Origin of the sequence: Enterococcus sp. 2201sp1_2201st1_C11_2201SCRN_220225 (assembly GCF_040925905.1) — a bacterium.
Taxonomy (GTDB): domain Bacteria; phylum Bacillota; class Bacilli; order Lactobacillales; family Enterococcaceae; genus Enterococcus_C; species Enterococcus_C asini_A.
The window spans coordinates 1-21111 of sequence record NZ_JBCOJC010000001.1 but is presented as its reverse complement, the minus strand read 5'-3'; the positions used below and the strand labels follow the sequence as shown (position 1 = coordinate 21111).

25 protein-coding genes are annotated in these 21111 nt (G+C 41.1%); 5 read left to right on the top strand and 20 right to left on the bottom strand.

Going from position 1 to position 21111, the window contains the following annotated elements; translation table 11 throughout:
- Positions 1–27: 27 nt before the first annotated feature.
- From AB5754_RS00125 to AB5754_RS00070, 12 genes are all read right to left on the bottom strand, one after another.
- Complete coding sequence (locus AB5754_RS00125) at positions 28–687, bottom strand: hypothetical protein (RefSeq protein WP_311833543.1); 660 nt, start codon at positions 685–687, stop codon at positions 28–30.
- A gap of 192 nt (positions 688–879) precedes the next feature.
- Entirely contained in the window at positions 880–2388 is a 1509-nt protein-coding gene (gene glpK / locus AB5754_RS00120; protein ID WP_368251816.1) for a glycerol kinase GlpK, read from the bottom strand.
- Positions 2389–2570: 182 nt separating this feature from the next.
- Positions 2571–3290, bottom strand: a complete 720-nt coding sequence (locus tag AB5754_RS00115) for a YebC/PmpR family DNA-binding transcriptional regulator (RefSeq protein WP_368251817.1) — start codon at positions 3288–3290, stop codon at positions 2571–2573.
- 84 nt (positions 3291–3374) lie between these two features.
- Positions 3375–4541: a nucleotidyltransferase gene (locus AB5754_RS00110; protein WP_368251818.1), complete on the bottom strand. Its 1167-nt coding sequence runs from the start codon at positions 4539–4541 to the stop codon at positions 3375–3377.
- 230 nt (positions 4542–4771) lie between these two features.
- Positions 4772–6205, bottom strand: coding sequence for a glycoside hydrolase family 1 protein (locus tag AB5754_RS00105; RefSeq protein WP_368251819.1), 1434 nt, complete (start codon positions 6203–6205; stop codon positions 4772–4774).
- 137 nt (positions 6206–6342) lie between these two features.
- Positions 6343–7089: a class I SAM-dependent methyltransferase gene (locus AB5754_RS00100; RefSeq protein ID WP_311833538.1), complete on the bottom strand. Its 747-nt coding sequence runs from the start codon at positions 7087–7089 to the stop codon at positions 6343–6345.
- Positions 7089–7430 (bottom strand): ribosome silencing factor, encoded by a 342-nt coding sequence (rsfS, locus tag AB5754_RS00095; protein WP_311833753.1) that lies wholly within the window; start codon positions 7428–7430, stop codon positions 7089–7091. The genes AB5754_RS00100 and rsfS overlap by 1 nt, the downstream gene beginning before the upstream one ends.
- A 21-nt stretch (positions 7431–7451) precedes the next feature.
- Complete coding sequence (yqeK, locus tag AB5754_RS00090; protein WP_368251821.1) at positions 7452–8045, bottom strand: bis(5'-nucleosyl)-tetraphosphatase (symmetrical) YqeK; 594 nt, start codon at positions 8043–8045, stop codon at positions 7452–7454.
- The gene (locus AB5754_RS00085) at positions 8038–8679 is read right to left on the bottom strand and encodes a nicotinate-nucleotide adenylyltransferase (protein ID WP_311833536.1); all 642 of its coding nucleotides are present in this window, start codon (positions 8677–8679) and stop codon (positions 8038–8040) included. Before AB5754_RS00085 ends, yqeK begins: the two co-directional genes overlap by 8 nt.
- 30 nt (positions 8680–8709) lie before the next feature.
- The gene (yhbY, locus tag AB5754_RS00080) at positions 8710–9021 is read right to left on the bottom strand and encodes a ribosome assembly RNA-binding protein YhbY (protein WP_311833535.1); all 312 of its coding nucleotides are present in this window, start codon (positions 9019–9021) and stop codon (positions 8710–8712) included.
- A 33-nt stretch (positions 9022–9054) separates the two neighbouring features.
- Entirely contained in the window at positions 9055–10179 is a 1125-nt protein-coding gene (yqeH, locus tag AB5754_RS00075; RefSeq protein ID WP_311833534.1) for a ribosome biogenesis GTPase YqeH, read from the bottom strand.
- Positions 10172–10702 (bottom strand): YqeG family HAD IIIA-type phosphatase, encoded by a 531-nt coding sequence (locus tag AB5754_RS00070; protein WP_311833533.1) that lies wholly within the window; start codon positions 10700–10702, stop codon positions 10172–10174. The genes yqeH and AB5754_RS00070 overlap by 8 nt, the downstream gene beginning before the upstream one ends.
- Positions 10703–11041: 339 nt before the next feature.
- Between AB5754_RS00070 and AB5754_RS00065 the strand changes: the two genes are divergently transcribed.
- Positions 11042–12547, top strand: a complete 1506-nt coding sequence (locus AB5754_RS00065; protein ID WP_368259406.1) for a phosphomannomutase/phosphoglucomutase — start codon at positions 11042–11044, stop codon at positions 12545–12547.
- Positions 12548–12999: 452 nt separating this feature from the next.
- Here the strand turns inward: AB5754_RS00065 and AB5754_RS00060 are convergent, their stop codons facing one another.
- Positions 13000–13284 (bottom strand): hypothetical protein, encoded by a 285-nt coding sequence (locus tag AB5754_RS00060; protein ID WP_368251823.1) that lies wholly within the window; start codon positions 13282–13284, stop codon positions 13000–13002.
- Between the two features lie 533 nt (positions 13285–13817).
- On the opposite strand from AB5754_RS00060, the gene AB5754_RS00055 reads away from it, so the two are divergent.
- From AB5754_RS00055 to AB5754_RS00040, 4 genes are all read left to right on the top strand, one after another.
- Positions 13818–14177: a hypothetical protein gene (locus tag AB5754_RS00055; RefSeq protein WP_368251824.1), complete on the top strand. Its 360-nt coding sequence runs from the start codon at positions 13818–13820 to the stop codon at positions 14175–14177.
- A gap of 1 nt (position 14178) precedes the next feature.
- A complete protein-coding gene (locus AB5754_RS00050; protein ID WP_368251825.1) occupies positions 14179–14448 on the top strand; it encodes a hypothetical protein in 270 nt (89 codons plus the stop codon).
- Between the two features lie 289 nt (positions 14449–14737).
- Complete coding sequence (locus AB5754_RS00045) at positions 14738–14968, top strand: hypothetical protein (protein WP_368251826.1); 231 nt, start codon at positions 14738–14740, stop codon at positions 14966–14968.
- Positions 14968–15180 carry a hypothetical protein gene (locus AB5754_RS00040; protein WP_368251827.1) on the top strand — a complete coding sequence of 71 codons (213 nt, stop codon included), beginning with the start codon at positions 14968–14970 and terminating at the stop codon, positions 15178–15180. The genes AB5754_RS00045 and AB5754_RS00040 overlap by 1 nt, the downstream gene beginning before the upstream one ends.
- A 44-nt stretch (positions 15181–15224) precedes the next feature.
- Here AB5754_RS00040 and AB5754_RS00035 read toward each other — a convergent pair whose 3' ends face one another.
- From AB5754_RS00035 to AB5754_RS00005, 7 genes are all read right to left on the bottom strand, one after another.
- On the bottom strand, positions 15225–16274 hold the full coding sequence (locus AB5754_RS00035; RefSeq protein WP_368251828.1) for a GH25 family lysozyme: 1050 nt from the start codon (positions 16272–16274) through the stop codon (positions 15225–15227).
- A gap of 12 nt (positions 16275–16286) precedes the next feature.
- The gene (locus AB5754_RS00030) at positions 16287–16523 is read right to left on the bottom strand and encodes a phage holin (protein WP_368251829.1); all 237 of its coding nucleotides are present in this window, start codon (positions 16521–16523) and stop codon (positions 16287–16289) included.
- Complete coding sequence (locus tag AB5754_RS00025; protein ID WP_368251830.1) at positions 16523–16933, bottom strand: hypothetical protein; 411 nt, start codon at positions 16931–16933, stop codon at positions 16523–16525. Before AB5754_RS00025 ends, AB5754_RS00030 begins: the two co-directional genes overlap by 1 nt.
- 36 nt (positions 16934–16969) lie before the next feature.
- On the bottom strand, positions 16970–17173 hold the full coding sequence (locus AB5754_RS00020; protein WP_368251831.1) for a hypothetical protein: 204 nt from the start codon (positions 17171–17173) through the stop codon (positions 16970–16972).
- Positions 17163–17381, bottom strand: coding sequence for a hypothetical protein (locus AB5754_RS00015; protein ID WP_368251832.1), 219 nt, complete (start codon positions 17379–17381; stop codon positions 17163–17165). The genes AB5754_RS00020 and AB5754_RS00015 overlap by 11 nt, the downstream gene beginning before the upstream one ends.
- Positions 17381–19333: a phage tail spike protein gene (locus tag AB5754_RS00010; RefSeq protein WP_368251833.1), complete on the bottom strand. Its 1953-nt coding sequence runs from the start codon at positions 19331–19333 to the stop codon at positions 17381–17383. The genes AB5754_RS00015 and AB5754_RS00010 overlap by 1 nt, the downstream gene beginning before the upstream one ends.
- Before the next feature lie 5 nt (positions 19334–19338).
- The coding region (locus AB5754_RS00005; RefSeq protein WP_368259405.1) for a hypothetical protein at positions 19339–21111 on the bottom strand (1773 nt) is incomplete at its 5' end.

Below are 21111 nucleotides of genomic sequence, written 5' to 3'. Positions count from 1 at the left end.
CTTTATCCTTTATCATGCTCGTCTTTTTTATCCTGCTACTGGCATTTTCTGAGCTAATGGCGCTTCGGGAAAAAACAAAGCTAAGATGCCAAAGACTAAATTACATTCCGCAGCTACTTTAGGATTGTCCAAATCTAGAATCCGACTGTGACGGCCAATCGCTTGTCCTTTTATCAAGCGACTATTTCGGTTCCATTGGGTAAATTCCTCCATGCTTTCAAAATTCTTCATAGCATAAACACCACAGTGGATGATTTCTTGGAGGCGAAAAGCCACCAACGCGCTATCTACAATCTTTCCCTCATGATTAGCGAATGGCCCTTGAGAAGTTTTATAATCCAAAATAATGGTTTCCGGCTCATAGGCCAAATACCAATCCAACAGCTGAAAAAAAGCCTTGAGCCGTTTGGGTTGATTTAATAACGCCTCGCAATCGCTACCATTACGAAACACTAAAGGAATCATAATTTGATTGGGATAGACTAACATAGGCGCAAAGGGAATTTGGATCGGGGTGTATCGGCTTAAAAAACCAGAAGGCGTATAAGAGCCCACTCGATACCCTTCCACTCCATATGATTGGCAAGCTTGCACCAATGAGGCACACTGTTCAATAGGAACGGCCACCTCTTGAGCAACGCAAGTGGTAGTCACTGATTTCACCACTGGCTCCAATTTTATTCTCATACTATTCCTCCTTGCAACCCGCACCGCGCTCATTTTATGCTCATTTTGTTATAAGAATACTATAACATAAAACGCCGCTGTCGCTAAAGAGATTTAAGGACTTTATTAGCTAAAAACTGTCCAATTGTTTTTATTACGTCAATAGAGGAGATCTAAAAAAGCCAGAACAAAAACTATTCTGGCTATCATTTATTACTGATTTGGTCGGTGTTTAAAACACATGGTTCCTTTAATGGCAGCTTGCCAACCGGAATAGAGTTCTGTCGCTCGGGATTTTTCCATAGTAGGTTCGAAAACTTCTCCAATACTTGCAAAGGGCTTCAAATCCTCTAAAGAATCCCAAAAGCCTACAGCCATTCCAGCTAAAAAGGCTGCGCCTAATGCAGTGGTCTCTTTATAGCGAGCCCGTTCTACCTTTGTTTGTAAAATATCCGCTTGAAATTGCATCAATAAATCATTGGCTGAAGCCCCACCGTCAACGCGTAATAATTTAATAGGACTTTGAAAGTCTTGAGCCATGGCTTCCACCACATCCCTCGTTTGATAAGCCAGTGATTCCAATGTTGCGCGAATTAAGTGTTCCTTTTGAGTCCCTCGGGTTAACCCAAAAATGGCACCTCGAGCTTCTTGATCCCAATAAGGTGCCCCCAACCCAGTAAAGGCCGGCACCACATAAACATTATCGCTATCTTCAACTCGTGCTCCGTAAATTTCTGACTCTGCTGCGTCAGTAAATAAGCGCAAGCCATCTCGTAACCATTGAATTGCAGAGCCAGCTACAAAAATACTACCTTCTAAAGCATAAGTAATCTCTCCATTAATCCCATAGGCAATGGTGGTTAAAAGCCCCTTAGTCGACGCAATTGGCTCACTACCAGTATTCATTACGATGAAAGCTCCCGTACCATAAGTATTTTTCACCATACCTTTTTCAAAGGCCTGTTGACCAAACAATGCAGCTTGTTGATCTCCTGCCATACCGGCAATGGGAATTTTTTGACCATAAAACAAAAAGTCTTCCGTATAACCATAAATTTCCGAGTTTGATCGCACTTCCGGTAACATCTGTTTAGGAATATCCAAAAGAGCTAGAATTTCTTCATCCCAACATAAATCATGGATATTAAACAGCATAGTTCGGCTGGCGTTGGTATAGTCCGTCACATGAACTTTCCCTTGGGTCAATTTCCACAAAAGCCAAGTGTCAATGGTACCAAACAATACCTCACCACGAGTTGCTCTTTCTCGACTACCGGGAATTTTATCCAAGATCCATTTAATCTTAGTGGCAGAGAAATAGGAATCAATCAAAAGTCCCGTTTTTTCTCGAATCATTTTTTCATGGCCCGCCGTTTTTAATTCATGGGCAATTGCACTGGTTTGCTTTGATTGCCAAACAATGGCGTTATACAACGGCTCTCCTGTTTTCCGATCCCAAATCACGGTGGTTTCCCGTTGATTCGTAATGCCAATGGCTTTGATTTCTTCCGGATGAATGCTGCTGTCAATTAAGGCATCCGACATAACGGATTGAGCCGAGTTCCAAATGTCCATAGGATTGTGTTCCACCCACCCCGCCTCTGGAAAAATTTGCGGAAATTCTCGTTGCGCTCGTCCCACTTCTTTGCCCTCGTGATTAATCAATATCGCCCGCGTACTAGTCGTTCCTTGATCAAGGGCCAATATATAACCTGGTTTCATATTTTCTCCACCTTAAATTGATTTCAGTTTAGTATAGCATATCCTACTTTCTTGCCAAAAAGATTCTCGGTATCCACTGACATAACAAAATGCCCACTATTCCCATAAAAAGCTGTCTTCATTACTTCTGAAAAGTACAAAAAGACTGGTACGCTAAACGCACCAGTCTTTTAGACGAAAACTCAATCTTCAAGTTCTACATTGTGATAAACAGATTGCACATCTTCTAAATCTTCCAAAGCGTCAATCATTTTTTCGAATTGTTCCAAGTCTTCTCCTGATAAAGATACTTCGTTTTGAGGGACCATTTGCAATTCAGCCACAGAAAATTCAGTAATTCCTTTTCCTCGCAAAGCATTGTTAATGGCACTGAAGTCTTCGGATTCACCGTAAACTACGATTTGGCCATCCTCTTCTTCCACGTCTCTCACATCGATATCTTGATCCATTAAGTATTCTAAGATTTCATCCGCATCATCTCCGGCAAAGCCAAAGAGTGCTGTGTTGTCAAACATATAAGAAACAGCACCGGAAACTCCCATATTCCCGCCGTTTTTCCCAAAAGCTGCCCGTACATCTGCTGCAGTACGGTTTACATTGTTGGTCAATGTGTCCACAATCACCATGGAGCCATTAGGGCCAAACCCTTCATAGCGTAGTTCTTGATAGGTTTCATCCCCGCTACCTTTGGCTTTTTCGATTGCTCGATCAATAATATGTTTTGGTACATTATACGTTTTCGCCCGTTCGATTACGAACCGCAGTTTTTGATTCGCATGGGGATCAGGTTCTCCAGATTTTGCAGCTGCATAGATTTCAATCCCGAATTTTGCATAGACGCGGCTATTGGCCCCATCCTTTGCGGTTTTTTTAGCGACGATATTTGCCCATTTACGACCCATCATTACACTTCGCTTTCAATAATTGTTATGTGAAAAATATCCTGTTCCATTATACTTGTCAAAAAGCATTCTGTGAAGTCTTTTCTAGGGAATTTCCACTCGCAAGGGAAATCGCCCGATATTTTGCTCGGGAACTCGCTGATCCCCTAAGCGATAAAGTTCATCAGCTCGCTTACTCACGACTTGTTCCACTGTAGTCCCTTGGCCAATTTTACTTAAGAGAGGTAATTGTAAGTTTTTCTTGTTTTGATGCAAATATGCTCGGCCAGATTTCGTGTAGCCAAGAATTCTTAAGGCTGGTTGTTCCCAGGCTGCTGTCATTTCTTCTTGAGTAATATTTAATAAGGTATAACACAACAACCGCTGCATCCTAGTCCACGTATAGCGCTTGGATTTAATCTGGGATAAAAATGACTGGTAATCCGTTTCATTTCGGGCAGCATTCATTAAACGAGTCTCAAGTCCTTCTACCATTTGATAAATAGTTTGCAACTCACTTTTGCGACTAGCTAACAAGCGATACCGCAAAAGAGGCCATAATTTTTCCCAAGTGACTTGTTCTTTTAACAGAGCGTTCATTGTCTGAGAAGGAATCCACGGACTGACATCCACTCCTCGTTGTACACCTTGGCGAATACCTGTAGCACTGGCAAACTCCTGAACTAGTCCGGCTTCATGGTAAGCTGCTCCTTTTCGCTGAATAGGAATCAATTTCATAGGACGCGAATAGCTGGCATTTTCCTTAGCATAGGTCAAGCCTAATACGTGATTGGGTTGTTCGCCAGATAAATGCAAGGCCGGAAAGAGCTCTTGATAAACTAGACTCATCTTCTGGGGATAGCTGAGTTTTTGATCGGAAATTTGTTGGAAAGCTGTATTTACTCGCTCTTGTTCTGCCCAAGCGAAATTGCCAAAAGCTTGGTAATCAAAGTCTACACTATCTTCTGTTCCAAAACATAAACTGTCACAGTTTAGCGCCTGTAATAATTTCACTCCACCTTTGGCAAAATAATCCGCTGCCTGAACTGACCACGAAACAGGCAATTCCACCACTAAATCCACACCGTTGTGTAAAGCTGCCTCAGCCCGCTGCCATTTATCTACAATCGCTGGCTCTCCTCGTTGCAAAAAATTGCCACTCATTACGGCAATCACGACTTCGGCACCACTTTTTTGCCGGGCCATTTTTGCATGGTAAGCATGACCATTATGAAAAGGATTGTATTCCACAATAATTCCCACTGACTTCATCTTTTCACCTCGCTATCCATTATAACAGTACAGATAGTAGAAACAAATGAAATAAGAAAGCAAAGTGCCACAGTCATTTCTAAAGGATAAATAGCGACTATTTCCAGACACAAAAAAATGAAAAAACAAGCAACTTCCATTCAAGAACATTGGAAGTTGCTTGTTTTTTATAATCCCGCATTTGGGATTGATTGAAGACTGGTGAAGCGACTAGGGGTAAACGCTACTCTTTACTCTAAGTTTTCCCCATTTGAAGCCATTACTCGTTGATACCAGTAGTAACTGTCTTTTTTGTATCGCTTCAAGCTGCCTTCTTGAGTTTCATCTTGATCCACATAGACAAAGCCATAGCGTTTTTGATAACCATTTAACCAGCTTAAAAGATCCGTATAAGACCAAGTACAGTAGCCCAACACTTCGCAGCCTTCGCTAATGGCATCCCCAATGGCAGCCACATGGTTTTTCAAATACTTAATTCGATACTCATCATGAATTTCATGATTTTCTGTAATCTTGTCGTATTCTCCTAAACCATTTTCCGTAATCAGAACTGGTAAACGGTAGCGACTAGTCACTCGTCTTAAAGCAATGTGAATTCCCGTAGGATCAATTTCCCAATCCCAGTTCGTACGATCCACAAAAGGATTGGAAACTTTTTTATACATTCCTGGAACACCGGATTCTTCAGAACTGCCTTTTTTCCCCGTGGTATTCATTTTCCCTTGCCCCACTCCATCAAGTGGATTGAAAGCATTGGTGGCTGTTTGATAGTAGTTCATCCCCATAAAGTCAGGTTTAGCCGAACGTAATAATTCCATGTCCCCTTCTTCAATCGTTGGTGCAATTCCCCGAGCTTTCAAATAATGCATGATACTGATTGGATATTCGCCCCAAGCGTAAACATCCATCCAATAATGAGCCATTAAGTCTTCTGCATTTTCCGCGGCCAAAACATTTTTCGGATCGCTATCAATGGCATAGTTTGGTGTATAGGCAAAGCTTGGCCCGATTTTCCCAGGCATATTCAACTCATGGAATTTATTAATCACACTAGCATTAGCCAAATTAGCAATGTGGTTTGCTTCGTACATCCGTTTTTCATCGGTAACACCTGGAGGATGCAATGCCAACATATAGCCCATTTGAATAAAGACGTTTTGTTCATTTAAACTAACCCAATAATGAACTTTATCTCGGAATGCTTCGAACAAAACAGTGGCATAGTTCACAAAATCATCAATAATTTTGCGAGATTCCCAGCCTTGATATTCATCTTGTAAGGCTTGAGGCAAGTCCCAATGGTACAAAGTAAGCACTGGTTCGATACCGTTTGCAATCAATTCATCAACTAGACGAATATAAAAGTCCAAGCCAGCTTGATTAACTTCTCCTCGTCCTTTAGGAAAAATCCGTGTCCACGCTACGGAAAAGCGATAAGCTTTCAACCCTTGTTCTTTCATTAATGCGATATCTTCTTGGTAACGATGGAAATGATCTACTGCCAGATCCCCATTGGTCCCTTTAAATGTTTTTCCGGGAATGCGGACAAATTCATCCCAGACAGATGGTCCTTTACCGTCTTGGTCCCAAGCACCTTCTACTTGATAAGCAGCTGAAGCCGAACCCCAAAGAAAATCTTTTGGAAATTTCGATTGCTTTGTCAAATGTACCCCTCCTCAAATTTTAAATGACTAGACATTAGCCCTTCACTTCTTTAGTATAGCAAATTTTCAATCGAATATCCTTCTTTAAGTAAGATTTCTATAAAAAAAGCGAGGAATGGCTAAGCCCTCCTCACTTCTTACTTATGACAAACGAAAAACCACCGACGACTTTTTTCATTTGGTTCACTATCAATAAAATCAGCATAGCATTCTACCTTGCTAAATCCTGCGTTTTCCAACATGCGCACGTACTCAGCCAAAGGATAAGTCCGTTCTTCATGAATCTCATCTTCACGGATAAACAAGTTGTTAGCCACTTTTTCCTCGGAAGGATTTTCCGGCACAAAAAACGTCAAAAAATGTTGAATGGTATCTGGAGCATCTTGATAGCTATCCCACAAAAAGGCAAATTCATCAGTTTGATAATGATAGCTGTACTCAGGAAAGACCTCATTAATCTGGTATTGGGAATGAACGTCAAATAAAAAGACGCCCTCTTCCTCTAATACTTGATAGACTTCATCAAAAACCTGTTGCACGCTAGGAGCGTCTGGCATATAGCAGATAGAATCAGAAAAACAGGTCACAGCTTCAAAGCTACCCACGCCTTCTAAATCCATCATATCTCCAGCTAATAATTGAATGTCCGCATGCGCTTCATAGGCTCGTTCACTGGCCATCATCAACATTTCCTCAGAAAGATCCAAGGCGGTGACTTGATAATCTTCCTTAGCAAAAGCTACCGCTAAAGCTCCGGTACCGCAGGCTAATTCCAATAAGTTACGGCGCTTGCCTAAATGACGCTTGGCAAAGCTTAACCATTTGTCATACAAGGTTTTGTCCATCACCTCATCATAGACAAAGGCAAAGGTTTCGTAGGCCATTACGCCACAACCCACTTACTAATGTCGACTAACGGCGCATCGGCCCAAAGCTTTTCTAAGTTATAAAAAGCTCGTTCGTTATTCGAAAAGACATGAACGATGACATCCCCTAAGTCAATTAAGACCCAAGCAGCCCCGTCTTTGCCTTCAATCCGTTTGACATCCACACCATTTTTTTCTTCTTGTTCCAACACTTCATCAATAATTGCATTGATTTGGCGTTCACTATTGGCAGAACAAATCACAAAATAATCTGCTAAAAGGGAAATTTCCCGCACATCTAAAGCCAAGATATCCTCAGCATGTTTACTATCTGCCGCAGTTACGGCGATTTCTAAAATCTTCTGACTATCTATTTTAGGTCAGCTCCTTTTCTTTTTTGCTACCCAGTGATTATAGGTTTCTAAAGTTTTAGGGTAGACAGCATTTTCATTTTCAATTAAATGGGCTAAAGTATGTTTGGTTTCATAACGCACCGCTTCATCCAAATCCACCATGGCAATCTCTCGAGCTTCCACCACTCCAGGAAAATCCCGCCCTGGTTCAATATAGTCTGCTACATAAATGATTTTATCCAATAAACTCATTTGGGCAGCTCCTGTAGTATGAAGACGAATCGCTTGTAAGATTTCTTCGTCTTCAATTCCCAGTTCACGGGCTACAAAATTAGCCCCCACCAAGCCATGCCAAATGGCGTTATTCCAATTTAACAAGGCTAAATCAAAACCATCGCGACGAATCACCAGTTCAAATTCATCATCTGGACGTTCTTTGGCATAATCATGGCACAAAGCGGCAATAGAAGCTTTGACTGGAGAAGCACCGTATTTTTCAGCTAAAGCCACCGCTACCTCTTCCACACCTAAAACATGTTTAAAACGTTTTTCACTCATGTGCATCTGCACTTTTTGCATCAAGCGTTCTCGGTCTAAATCCGTATAAGTTGGTTCATTCATCTAAGTACAGCCCCTTTTCTTCGATATAGTCTCGTACCGCTTCTGGTACATAATAACGAATGGAACACCCTTGGGCTACTTTTTGACGAATCATCGTCGAGCTAAGATCCATTAAAGGCACATCCACCCACATCAAAGGATAATCCGAAATTTCTGGATAACCGGGGCGGCGTACCCCTACAAATTGGGCTAACTGCATTAATTCATCCACTTTATGCCATTTAGGTAAGTATTCCACCATATCACCACCGATGATGAAATAATAGTCCGTATCCGGATGTCGTTCTCGCAATTCCTTCATCGTTTCATAAGTGTAACTCTTACCTTGCCGTTGCAATTCAATGGGTTCAATGGCTAATAAAGGGTTGCCTTCAATGGCCAGCTGCAACATCCTTAGCCGATGCTCTGGAGCAATGGTTGTTTTTTCATCCACATGAGGTGGCAAAAATTCTGGCATTAGATAGACTTGATCCAGTCCCAATAATCGCCCCACTTGATCCGCTAAAATCAAATGAGTATTGTGTACCGGATTAAAGTTTCCGCCCAGAATACCTACTTGACGCCGTTTTACAAACTCAGGTTGGGGGTTGGCCACCAAAGTTTGAACGTCTTTTCTGATCTTGGTTTGCAACATATTCCCTCACTTTCCTTTGTAAATTTAGCCTTAGATGGCTTTAACTTCAGTCGAAATCTTTTGGTATTTTTCTTTTGAAGAAGGTTTGAATAAAACCACAACACGACCGATGATTTGCACTATTTCACAGTGAATTTGGTCATGTAAGACTGCTGCCACTTCATCGGCAACTTCATCCGTATTTTGTAACAATGTGATTTTAATCAATTCCCGCTTTTCTAAAGCTTCTTGAATTTGTAAAATCATCGCTTCATTTAATCCGCCTTTACCAACTTGAAAAATTGGTTGCAGGTGGTGGGCTTTACTGCGCAAAAAACGTTTTTGTTTTCCTCGTAATTCCATTCTTTCACTTTCCTTCCAAGTACTGCTATTTTCTTACACTAAAGCTTTCCGACGTAAAACATCCACACCTTTTGGCGCCCAGCCACAGACGACTCCCGGTTTTTGCACCGTTACCCAACCGAGCCCGGCAAAGACAATATCCGTCTTTTCTTTCACTGAAAACTCAAAGCGCACTAATTCAGGAAAATCTGCCACTTCATCGGGACGGGGTGGTTGCAATAATCCGCCAACATGTTTTTCGTAAAACGCATCCGCTTTTTCCAGTTTGGTACGATGAATTTCAATATCATTGGCCATAAATGCGGTAAACGACGCCCGTTCTCCTGCGACGAAGTCAAAGCGGGCTAGTCCTCCAAAAAACAAAGTTTGCCCAGGATTTAATTGGTAGACTTTGGGTTTTATTTCTTTAGCTGGCGCAATGATTTTTAAATCTTTTTTACCTAAATAATGCGCCATTTGATGCCGGTGAATAATCCCTGGCGTGTCAATTAGAAAATGACCGTCATCTAGCGGAATCTCGATTTTATCCAAAGTAGTTCCAGGAAAACGTGAAGTGGTAATCAATTCTTTCACACCAGCAGTCTGTTTAATGATGGCATTGATCAATGTGGATTTCCCTACGTTGGTCACACCCACCACGTAAACATCCCGGCCCTCTCGATACTTCTCAATCATTTCCAATAAATTAGTCATTTCATTTGGCTTTTTAGCACTGGTTAACAGCACATCCACTGGTCGTAACCCCGCTTCATGGGCTCGTTCTCGCATCCATTGCGTCATTTTAGACTTTTTCAACGATTTTGGTAAAATATCCACTTTGTTTCCCACTAATAAAACCGGATTATCCCCGACAAAACGATGTAATCCGGGAATCAGTGATCCGTTAAAATCAAAGATATCCACTACATTGACAATCAAAGCTTCCTTTTGGCCTAATTCATTTAAAAGTCGTAAAAAATCATCATCCGTCAAACTCACATCTTGGATTTCATTGTAATGGCGTAAACGGAAACAGCGTTGACAATAAACTTCTCCTGTAGCAAGTCCTTTATCTAATGCAGATTGGGGAGTATAACCTAACGTATCCGGTGTGGTGGTTTGAATCTCTGCCCCACAGCCGATACAATGCAATGCTTCATTTTCGATTGCTTCACTCATGTAGTTCACCTCGCCAGATCATCTCTGGATTTTTTTTCACTAAATGTTTCATTATTTTGCTTTCAAAAAAACGATTAATCCGGGTATTCCAGCCATCTGTATTAACTACCGGCTTTACCAAAATGCTTTTCACCCCTGCTGAGTGAGCTGCTTTAATATCCGTCATCAACTGATCCCCTACCATAACTACTGCTTCTGGGGGCAAACCCAAACGTTGACAAGCTTGATGAATTCCTCTCGCAAAAGGTTTTAATGCCCGGGAAATATACTCTAGCCCAAAAGGCTCAATCGCCTTGGCTACACGTTGCGCGTTATTATTGGAGACCACAATAACGGGAATTTCTGCTTGCTCCATTTGAGCTAGCCAATTGCGTAACTCCTCCGTACCATTTGGATTATTCCAAGCAATCAAGGTATTGTCTAAGTCAGTTAGAACGGCTTTAATGCCTTGCTTTTGCAATTGAGCTGGCGTAATTTGATAGATTGCCTCTACCATCCAGGTTGGTTTATAACTTAAAAACATGGATACTCCTCTTCACTGGTTGTCCTTTTCTCAAAAAAAGGAGTACATTTTCTGCACTCCTCAAACCCTGATTATACAATAAAAATACGAAGAATACTAGCGTTTAAGAATTTGTTTGCCCACCTTAACGCCTTCCTCAAACAAGCCTGCTACTAAAGTCAACTAACCGTCTCCCCCTTCTTTTGATTATCAATAGCACTTTATAACTAAAGGCCCCCCTTAATCACAACCACTGCCTTTACCGTTCACTGCAAAAATCTTTTTGGTAATTTTTACTTTAATGTTTTTTGAATTTTGGTATACTAGGTGTAAAGGGTTCCAAATGAAAGGATGAACGATATGAGCAGCCTATTGGAATTGAAGAATGGTTCCGATATTCGAGGAATTGCCATCTCCACTGCTGAGCACAAGGCAAACCTCACTTCAGAAAGCATCAAAGAAATCGCCTATGGATTGGTAAATTGGTTTCGCAATCAAACCGATAAGCCGATTACGTTAGGCATTGGGCGAGACAGCCGCATCAGTGGAGCCGATTTAGCAGCCACATTAAAAAGCGTTTTTCTCACTGAAGACATTGAGGTGATTGACTTTGGTCTGGCTACTACCCCGGCTATGTTTATGGCGACCCAATTCCCTCAATTTGACTGCGATTTTGCGATTATGCTCACAGCAAGTCACTTGCCTTACTATTACAATGGTATCAAAATTTTCTCGAAAACTGGTGGTGCTGAAAAAAGTGATATTGAATATATTTTGACGCATACTACACCTACAGAAAAAAATGGGGCTGATGTAGCTCAAGAGGCTGATTTACTGACCCCTTATGGTGCAGACTTAGTTGCGAAAATTCGTAGCAGAAAACCTGATAATCTACAACCTCTTGCTGGGATGAAAATTATCTTAGACGCAGGTAACGGGGCCGGCGGTTTTTTTGCAGAAAAAGTCTTAAAACCTTTGGGAGCTGACACCACCGGATCACAATTTTTAGAACCAGATGGTCATTTTCCCAACCACATTCCCAATCCTGATAATAAAGAAGCCATCAATAGCATTCGAACTGCCGTTTTACGGGAAAAAGCTGATTTAGGCATTATTTTTGATACAGATGTGGATCGTTCGGCGGTGATCACTCAAGCTGGCAACGTGCTAAATCGCAATAATCTGATTGCTGTTTTAAGCATGATTTTATTAAAAGAGTCGCCTGGAGCATCCATCGTGACCAACTCCCCGACTTCTGATCATTTAAAAACCTTTATTGAAGCTCATGGTGGCCGGCAAGTGCGTTATATTTCTGGTTACCGCAACGTTATTAACAAAGCCATTGATCTAAATAAAGCCGGTATCGATTGTCCTTTAGCTATTGAAACCAGTGGTCATGCAGCATTCCGGGAAAATTATTTCTTAGACGATGGCGCTTATGTAATCGCTAAGATTTTGACGCTACTTCCTAGTCTGCAAGCAGCCGGCCAAACCTTAGACGATTTAATTGCCGATTTAAAACAACCGGCAGAAACCTTGGAATTGCGTTTTCCACTTAAGGGAGTTGACTACCGCAATACTGGTATGAAAGTCATTGAGGATTTGAATGACTATGTGGCTACCATCCCCGGTTGGAAAGTAAATTCAGAAAACGAAGAAGGCATTCGAATTTCCATGAGCACGCCTTTTGGCTCCGGCTGGTTTCTGTTGCGAATGAGTTTACACGAGCCATTGTTAGTTTTACAAATTGAAAATGACGAACTCGGACATAACCCAGAAATCCTAGAAAAACTAAAAGCTTTCTTCCAAAATTATTCCAAAGTTGATTTGACACCTTTAGAAAAAATAGTATCAACTATGAAGTAAGCAAATAAAGACCGGATAGCCTCCTAAAAAAACGCAACCGACACATGATATTCTTTATCATGTGTCGGTTGCGTTTTAACTTTGAAGTGGGCTAGTTAGACCAGTTATTATGTTTTACTTGTAAAATTTTTATACCTTAGCCAAAAAATGCCACCTTTAGATGGGAGTATCTAAAGGTGGCTTGGGGGGAGTTGTCAATGCTTGGCTTCGGGATTTTTGGGGAAAATCATTTTCGCCAGCAAAGGCTAGAAGCAAGTAATTGACATATTTGATAAATACGGTGGGAGTACCATATTTATTCATAAAAAAGGGCAATCAGATAAAGCTAACATCCTCTGTCAGTTATCCGACAAGCAGTATTATGCCAAATATTTTCAAAAAAAGCTAGCCTTTTTTGAAAAAAATTTACTAGCTTTTTCCACTTTATTGTGAAAGCTCTTTTCTAGTAAAGATTACAGAATCACTAAATCAATGATTTCTATTAAAATTCCCAATCCGACAATAACAGTACCACTAAAACGTCCCTTGCGAATATCCTCGTTGGAATAGCGCTTACTGCGCAATGAAACTCCCGCCGCTAAATAATACTGCTTGCCCAAAAGAATCAACAGTCCCCCAGCGATAAATACGCCTCCCAAAAGCAATAGAGCCACAGCTTCTGATATTCTTCCATTTGAGGCTAAAATTCCCGGCAGTAATACTGCAACAATGAAGCTCCCTGTAATAAATTGTTTCATACTTTTTCTCCCTCTAACTAAATGTTAACAAGTTACATAGAAGAATTGCTCTTTTGATAAAAGGAGGAATTGTTTGAAAAAGATAGAACAATAAACTAGCCCCGACTCGAAATAAAAGCCAATTTAGCCCATCCTTTCTTAAAGGAATTTTCTTTCCTTTCAACATTGATACTTGTACTAAACGATAAATTCAAACTTACTGAGCGATTTTTATTTCACTACAAAAAGAGCTGTAATCCATGTCAAGGACTACAGCTCCTTCTCATTATAAGAAGCGGGTGACGAGAATCGAATAATCGGATTAGCTTTTTTGACTACCTTTTCAGATATGTTTCTACCTATTATAATATGTGTTTACATATTTTGACGAAATTATTTTTTGGGTATTTCGTGGGTAAAGTTAAAATTACCCAAAAATAACGCCCTACAATTTTTTCGTTTTTAGTCGCGACGTTTTTATCCTCTATATTTTACTTTCTGTTCGCTTGATTTTTACGAACGTACGTTTGTATAATTTAAGTGAGGTGAACGATATGACTGAACTACATCCCTATCATGACCGTAAAAAACTGAAATGGAATGGCTTTTTTATATCCGAACACACAGCCATGTTAAAAGAAGAACAACGAAAAGATGCCATCATAATTGAGCCGAAGGAAAAGCTAACTGAAGAAGAAATCGGCGCGGTGCTGTCTGAGGCGATTGTTAAAAACAAACGCGTTGCGGTGCAATTGGATAATATTGTGGACGATAGCTATCTTCCGGATATTTGTGGCATGGTCAAAGGCTATGATGAGAGCGCGATCTACATTGGTACCGAACGGATTAAACTGGAAGAAATCCGCAACGTGGAATTTGAATCTGTGGCCAAGTGGTCAGATTTGGAGGCGTAGCATGGAGACCATCAGAGGTACAGTAACCAAGGTTAAGATACTCAAAATGAGCGAGCGCCCTCTCATCTATTTTAAGGTTGATGAAATAAGCTGCCTGATTGCTACCCACTCCCTCACCTTTTTGGCCGACGTTGCCGAAGGTAGCCGGATTGCGCTGGCTGGGGAATTTAACAGTCGCAAGCAGTTTGTTTGTAAGAAGTATGCGGTCATCGGGAAACCGCAGATCGTGGTGGAATTTGAGCGTAGCAGATACCCACACAAAGTTTACTAGTCTCCTTTTTGGAGGCTTTTTTTGCGTACCTACTATTAAAGGAGGCACGCGCATGAAACTGATCAGATACCTATACGCTCTCTACATCGGATTGACCATACTGACCATTATCGCTGTTGCTAAATTGTTGCTGAGGCTTGCGAGGTGGATGGCGAGGTAACCCTGCTGTAGCGGGGTTTTTGTTTTGGAATAAATACTTCAAAATATTTGAGTATTTCTGTTGACTACTACATTATATTGTAGTATTATATAAATATAGAGAGGGACATAACTTAAAGGAGGAAGAACAATGAGAGTTTACTTGAATGGTGATGGAGCAGAATTGGCATTCATCGTTATCAACGACGATGAAAAGTGGTACTTGTTTACTAATGGAAGCGGGGCATCGAATTATATCGATGTCGATGATGAAGACTATAACCCAGAATCGTTAGATGCTTCCGATTTATTTTTAGAAGAACCAACTAAGTTGATATGGGAATTACAAGACCAAGGATACGAAGAAAAGGATGAAGATTGATGTATCTGCTAGATGATTATCTTAAAGCACACGGGGTCACTCGTTACAAGCTTTCGCAGATTTCAGGTATTGGCGAGTCTACTCTTGCCACTTACAAGATAAAAGAACTGAAGGAGTTCCCTGTTTATCTTTTAGACGGAATAGGAATGTTGGTTGGCAAGAAGTCTTGGGAAGTATTAAAGGACTTGAAAATGCTAGAAAACACGGAATAACAAAAAAACGCCCCCGACCGCATAGGCCGAGGGCTGTTTGCTATTTATAAAAACTTGCCTACTTCAAGTTCGCCGTTTTTCCGCATCCGAAACTCAATAGCTTCAATTGCTAGTCCTTTTCCGGTCGTTCCGGCAATCTCACCATCTTTTTTCCACGCTTGCCAACCTGTTTTAGCTACATGCACGCGGTACTCAATGGAGTATCCTTGTTTTGTCAAATGCTCGCCAAGCCAAAACTGGACTGCTTCCAGATTCCGGTTTTGCCCGGTCGTGCCAGTGATGTTATAGTTCCATGGTTTCCAGCCAATACCGGACACGTGAGCCTTGCTGGTAATCAGATCACCAATGCCGTTCCAGAGTACCTCCACCGCTTGGATTGGGATTGCCTTGCCAGTTGTCCCCGCAGTTATAGTACTGCCCACGTAGCCAAGCCAACCTTGGTTTGGTATATGGACGCGATAAAACAGGCCTTTTCCGGGTTTGGCAATGCCTTGGCTAATTGTTGGTTGAGAAGGTTTTGGCGGTGTTTGAGCTTTTGAGCCTGCATAGGCTAACCAGGCAGCTTTGTCGCCATAGAAATAGTTTTTATCGTATGGAGTTGACGTGTACTGCCACATCATAGCGCCGGGCCAATAGCCCAGTTTATCCAATGGCGCTGAGTAATCGGCTACCCACAGGCCGTAGTTCGCTTTGACTACTTCCGCCCAGTTTTCCTCTTTTGTGACAGAGGCGCTCATATAGATAATTGGTCGGACACCAGTCTTTTGATAGACATAATCCAGCCATTTTTTTGCAATAGTGGGGCCTTGCCGACCGTACATTTCATAATCCAGACAGAGAATACCTTTACCTACATATCCTTTTGTAGCCGCAATAAAGTAATCAGCCTGTGCTTGCCATGGTGAGCCATCCATAAAATGGTACACGCCCCAGACCTTGCCAGCTTTAACCGCTTGCTGGACAAACTGGTCGCAGTATTTATCGGTAAAGTAATTGCCTTCCGTCGCTTTAAACATATAGCCATCTGCTGGATAATCCTTAATGTTTTTGGAGCCGTTGTTATTGGATAAATCCACGATATCTAAAATTGACATAGAGCTACCTCCTTATAGGTTGTTTTCTTGGTCGTCTTTGTCTAGAGCGTTCAACTCCCGATATTTTGCAGAGCTATTAATTGTAATAGCTCCTAAAAAGGTGGTAAAAAGTGTTAATGTCGTAACGGCTAATTCCGTGCCTTCCCAGCCATATGCTTTACCTAATCCGGCAATCAAAGCTGTAAGAGCTGGCAAAAAAATCATTACTATCCATTTAACTTTGTTATAAGTATCGTTTGTCATTTTCATCATTCATCCTCCTCTTTCTCAATTACTGGCATGGCACAAATTCTTTCGTACATTGCATGTCCTGTGCCATTTCCTCCAAGTCCACTGTACGCCTTCCAGAGGTGACTTATATTGTTCAGCTCTTTCATGGTCACTGACCCACGCTTTAAGATGATTTCGTAAGACGAGTAAATCCGGTCGTGGAGACTTGCTAGGCTCGCCTCCTGCCGTAAATTTCCTTGTAATTCAAGCGTATCTAAGCGCATGTCTAGCTCAGTCTGGCCTTTAAGCAGTTCGTCTAGTTGGTCGTTGCGCTTTTTAATCTCCTTGTAGAGCTTCCAAAACTGACGGCCAGCAAAGATGATTCCGCCTACCAGTCCCACACCAAAATATTGTCTAAAAAAATCGTTTAACTGATCTAATACCTCCATACACAACCCTTCTTTTCTCAAAAATAAAAGAGATCACTAATCAGTAGCCTCTTCCGTCACTGGTCTAATGTACTGGATTCCGACTGGCGAATACGGAAACCCGCCAAGAAAAATAGCAGCCGTAGTTAAGTTTCCGTACTCATCTTTTTCGGTTAACGCCGGCTGAATTCCTTTAATTTCATCTTCCGTCGCATCCACGAAAATCGGTTCTGTACTGTGGTACTTGATTTCAATCTTCATCTTTTTCTTCCCCCTCGATGGTATATGTTAAAAGCTCAATTAAAACAACTTCGTCAGCTTTAACCGTGCAAGAATCGATTAGATCAACGAAAGTGTTTTTAGCATTGATAATTTTATTTCTCATATCACGATAATCCTTAGTATGTTTCACACCAATCTGGATATGTGTACCATTTTTTAAAGTAAATTGTGCGTATTTTTGTTCCATTACAATTCTCCTCCTTCGATTGATCCAATGAATCCGTAAACTGTACATTGGCCAGTAAACCTAGCTCGTGCACCGATTGGTTTTAAAACTACTTCATGCCAACCACGAGTAATTTTCCCATCGTCAGTGTAAAAATACCTCGTGACATCCAAGCGGTCAGCGTTTAGCGATGTAATCTCAGTTACTTTTTGATTGTCGATTAACACTTCGATTCGATCAGGCATCTGGTCATCTTCAAAAATTCCGTAGTCTATATCATGAGTATGGTCTGGCAACTCGATTTGATGGCTGTGTGCTGGGACTGTGAAATCATGTTTGTGGCTTGGAATATTAACGCTAAATCCGTGGTTATGGGCCGGAATATTAATAGACACATTGTGTGTGTGGTTGTCGGCACGAGTGTTTGTATTTAAGTTATTTGTTCCAGTTGATTCAATTACCACTAAATCAGCCGTTCCTTGCGCGTAATAAGCCCTTCTTTTTAACTGATCAATATCTGTTGGATTATCAAAAGCATATTTGAATGTTGTGTGATCGTGCGAGCCGTTTGCTGTGGAGGTGGAACTTTGTACACTCGCACCCCCGGATTGACTTGTGCCACCTTGGACGCTTGCGCCACCCCCAGCAGTCGAACTTGCTGTATATCCGCCAGCAGCAGTACTGCCAATCAATGCTCCACCGCCTTTTGTGGCACGACTGTACGCCCGATATTTGTCTGTTTTAAACGTGAGAATCACTTTGTTGATTTTTTTGAGCTCATCTTCAAAAAAGACCGGTACTGGCAACGGCTTATCCTCGTCGGCATTGTCAAAAAAGGAAACCGTATCTTTGTTCGTAGCGCCAACGGATGAGAGCTTGTAAATCTCTAGCTGACGCTCTAAATCTGCTGTGGTGGTGGTAATATCACCGCTAATGTAATTAATATCAAGTTGGATATTTCCTGGATCACCAAACACATCCGTTTTTTTCTCATTCATAATTCTTAGATTGGTCACTCCGAAAAGGCTAGTCCACAGTTGAACGACTTGGCCACTTCTTAACCTGTCGATTTCAGGAATCTTTGTGGTGGTCCATCTCGTCGGAATTGATTTAATTAAATCAATAGCCGTGGTCTTCCAAGTTACTTTTGGACGTTTGGCACTTTCTAACAATCCCCTAGCGCTTTCCAAAAGAGATTCTTCGTTGATGAAACGCTCATCTTTCTTGATGTATTCAATCAGACCATATTCCGCACGACTTCCCGCATCTTCCACATAGTCTTTACCACCATTGATTTTTTTGAAGTTGAGATTGTTAATGCCATCGCCTTTTCCTAAAAATGTCAGGCGGTTAATCAAGTTGCTGGCATTTTCTTCAACCGTTAAATCTTTTAGATTCCAACCTTCCCGAATGCGACAAACCGGCTTAGTATCTGGCTTGATTAGATTGATTGTCCACGGATAGCTAGTAGTGTCGTATGTCCACATGTACTCTTCCGCGAAGCCTTCTGTGATAGAAAACAATGCTGAGGCCAGCCCATTTTCGTTTTCGAAGGAATACTCAAAATAGCGTGTGAAATCACATCGGCCCAATTGCCAGTGTTTCACATCTTGAAAATTTAAAATCCACTCAATCACTTGGCGAGTAGTCCAGCCTCGTTTTGTCTGATGGTAGCCAGAAATAGCCGAATCCATGAGAGTAGACAGAACGTGGAGACAATCGTAATCAACGGTCTGACCACTAGAGCTTGTCTTGGAAACTTGACTCATAATGCGAAATAGCCCAATGTACTCGCCGTCCTTATCGCGCATTTCCAAAAAGTTCATGAGCTTCACTTTTTTTCTGGTTGGATCTTTTAAGGGTAAAGAAAAACCAGCTGACCATATTTGGTTAACTGGTTTTTCATAGCTGACATTGTATGCGTTTCTTAAGACGGCGGTAGTTTGGTTGGATAAGTTTTTGACTTTTAGCATTTAGATCACACCTCCGTATGAACCAGAAAGCTGTCACCCAAAGTCCGGCCACCAAGATACAAATTTCGGCCAATAAAGAATACTGCTTCTGGCTCAATTTTCTTAGCAGCGCCGTTTTCGTCCATCCAAACATAAGTGTATTTTTGCTTAATCCTGTATGTCTCGTTAGTAAATTCCAAAACTTTGCACGTAATATCGTCAAATCCTGACATGTAGTAGATATTTCCATTTCGGTAGCTAATGCCTTGCATGACTCCCGCTTGTGTGCCGTAAAATCGATCAATAATTTTTGCAGTGCCATTAAATTCATCTGCGGCTTTTCCACTGATAAAAACACCCCAGCAGTCCATATCAGACTTATCAGCCGTTTTATCTGATAAATCTTGCTCTCCCACGCCTAGCAAAATTTTGTAAATACAATTAGCGCCAACCATGTAAATGATACGATCGTTTTCGCCGAAAACTCCACCAGGAGCCAACTTCGAATTTTCAAGAAGCTTCTCTCCGTCTTTAAAACTAATAGTTAAACAATCAGTATCACCAAGAGTCAGTAGGCTCTTCTCGTGCGGGTTATGATAAATGATCAGCGCAGGGTAATACGTACTATCACCATTATCAATTCCTTCCGTTTCTAACAAGTAGCCGTTTCGATAATCAACGTTACCCATATGACCTAGTCCATGAGAAATAGTGCCTATTTTTTCAAAATTATCTTTATTCAGTCGTTGGATGATTCCGCCATTATCTTCTCCACCAGATCCACAAATCCAAATTTCATCATCAACCACCACCGCATCTTGATCAATCGGGAAATCAAATCGCATTTCTTCCGACGGAAAATAAGTAGTGTATTCTGTGTCGTTTTCTTTTTCTACGATTTTGATATTTTGATATTTCAAAATGCCATTATTATTAAATGCTACAGCAAAACATTTTCCCCGGTCGTATCTGCTATTAGTAACTTCCAGTTTTTTATCAACAAAATTAAAAACTAACGTTTCATTGTGTTTTATTACAATTTCTTGATTTTCTAATATAACAAAGCCATAAAACCACGGCGAGTCAACATGCAGTGATTTATTGTCAAAAACTAGATTAATCGTTGTTCCACTAATGATTTGATTCACGTTTCCCAAGCAATAAATAATATTCGTTTGATCTTGCTGATCCGTAGCCGGTATAGATCCGTTAACAGTATATGGCAGAGTACTTGATATCATTTTGGCCGTTGCATCAAAAACAGCCAGTATCACTCCGTTAATTGCAGATCTAGTGTCAACGGTTGTAATAGCTAAATTGTCGCTATCGTAATCGTATGTTAGCATTTGCAAATTTGACGTATTATTAAATGCTAAAGTTTGAGCACTTGCGCCATTCGTGTAAAATTTTGACCGATTTTTAGTCACAATTCGTAATGTTGGCACGGTAACAGTCAAATTATCAAAATCAAATTGCATTTTTTGGCCAGTCAAAGCAAAAGTCACCATGCCACCAACTGGTGCTTTTGGCATCACACCGCCGTTATAGCTAAAATCAAATGGTAAACTGATAACTGGATTATTGACATATCCATATTGGATACCACCAACACAAAGATTATTTGGCTCGTCTATTGATCCGCTTGTGGGCGCAGTGTACGTAAATGTATTTAGCAATGTGTTAAAAAATAGGCTGCCCCACGTAGTCGATGACAAGTCAACTTCGTGTGCAGCGATCAACGTACTTTTTTTCCCTAATCTAAATCTTCCTGAGGGGAAACTCATAATTTTAGTTGTCGT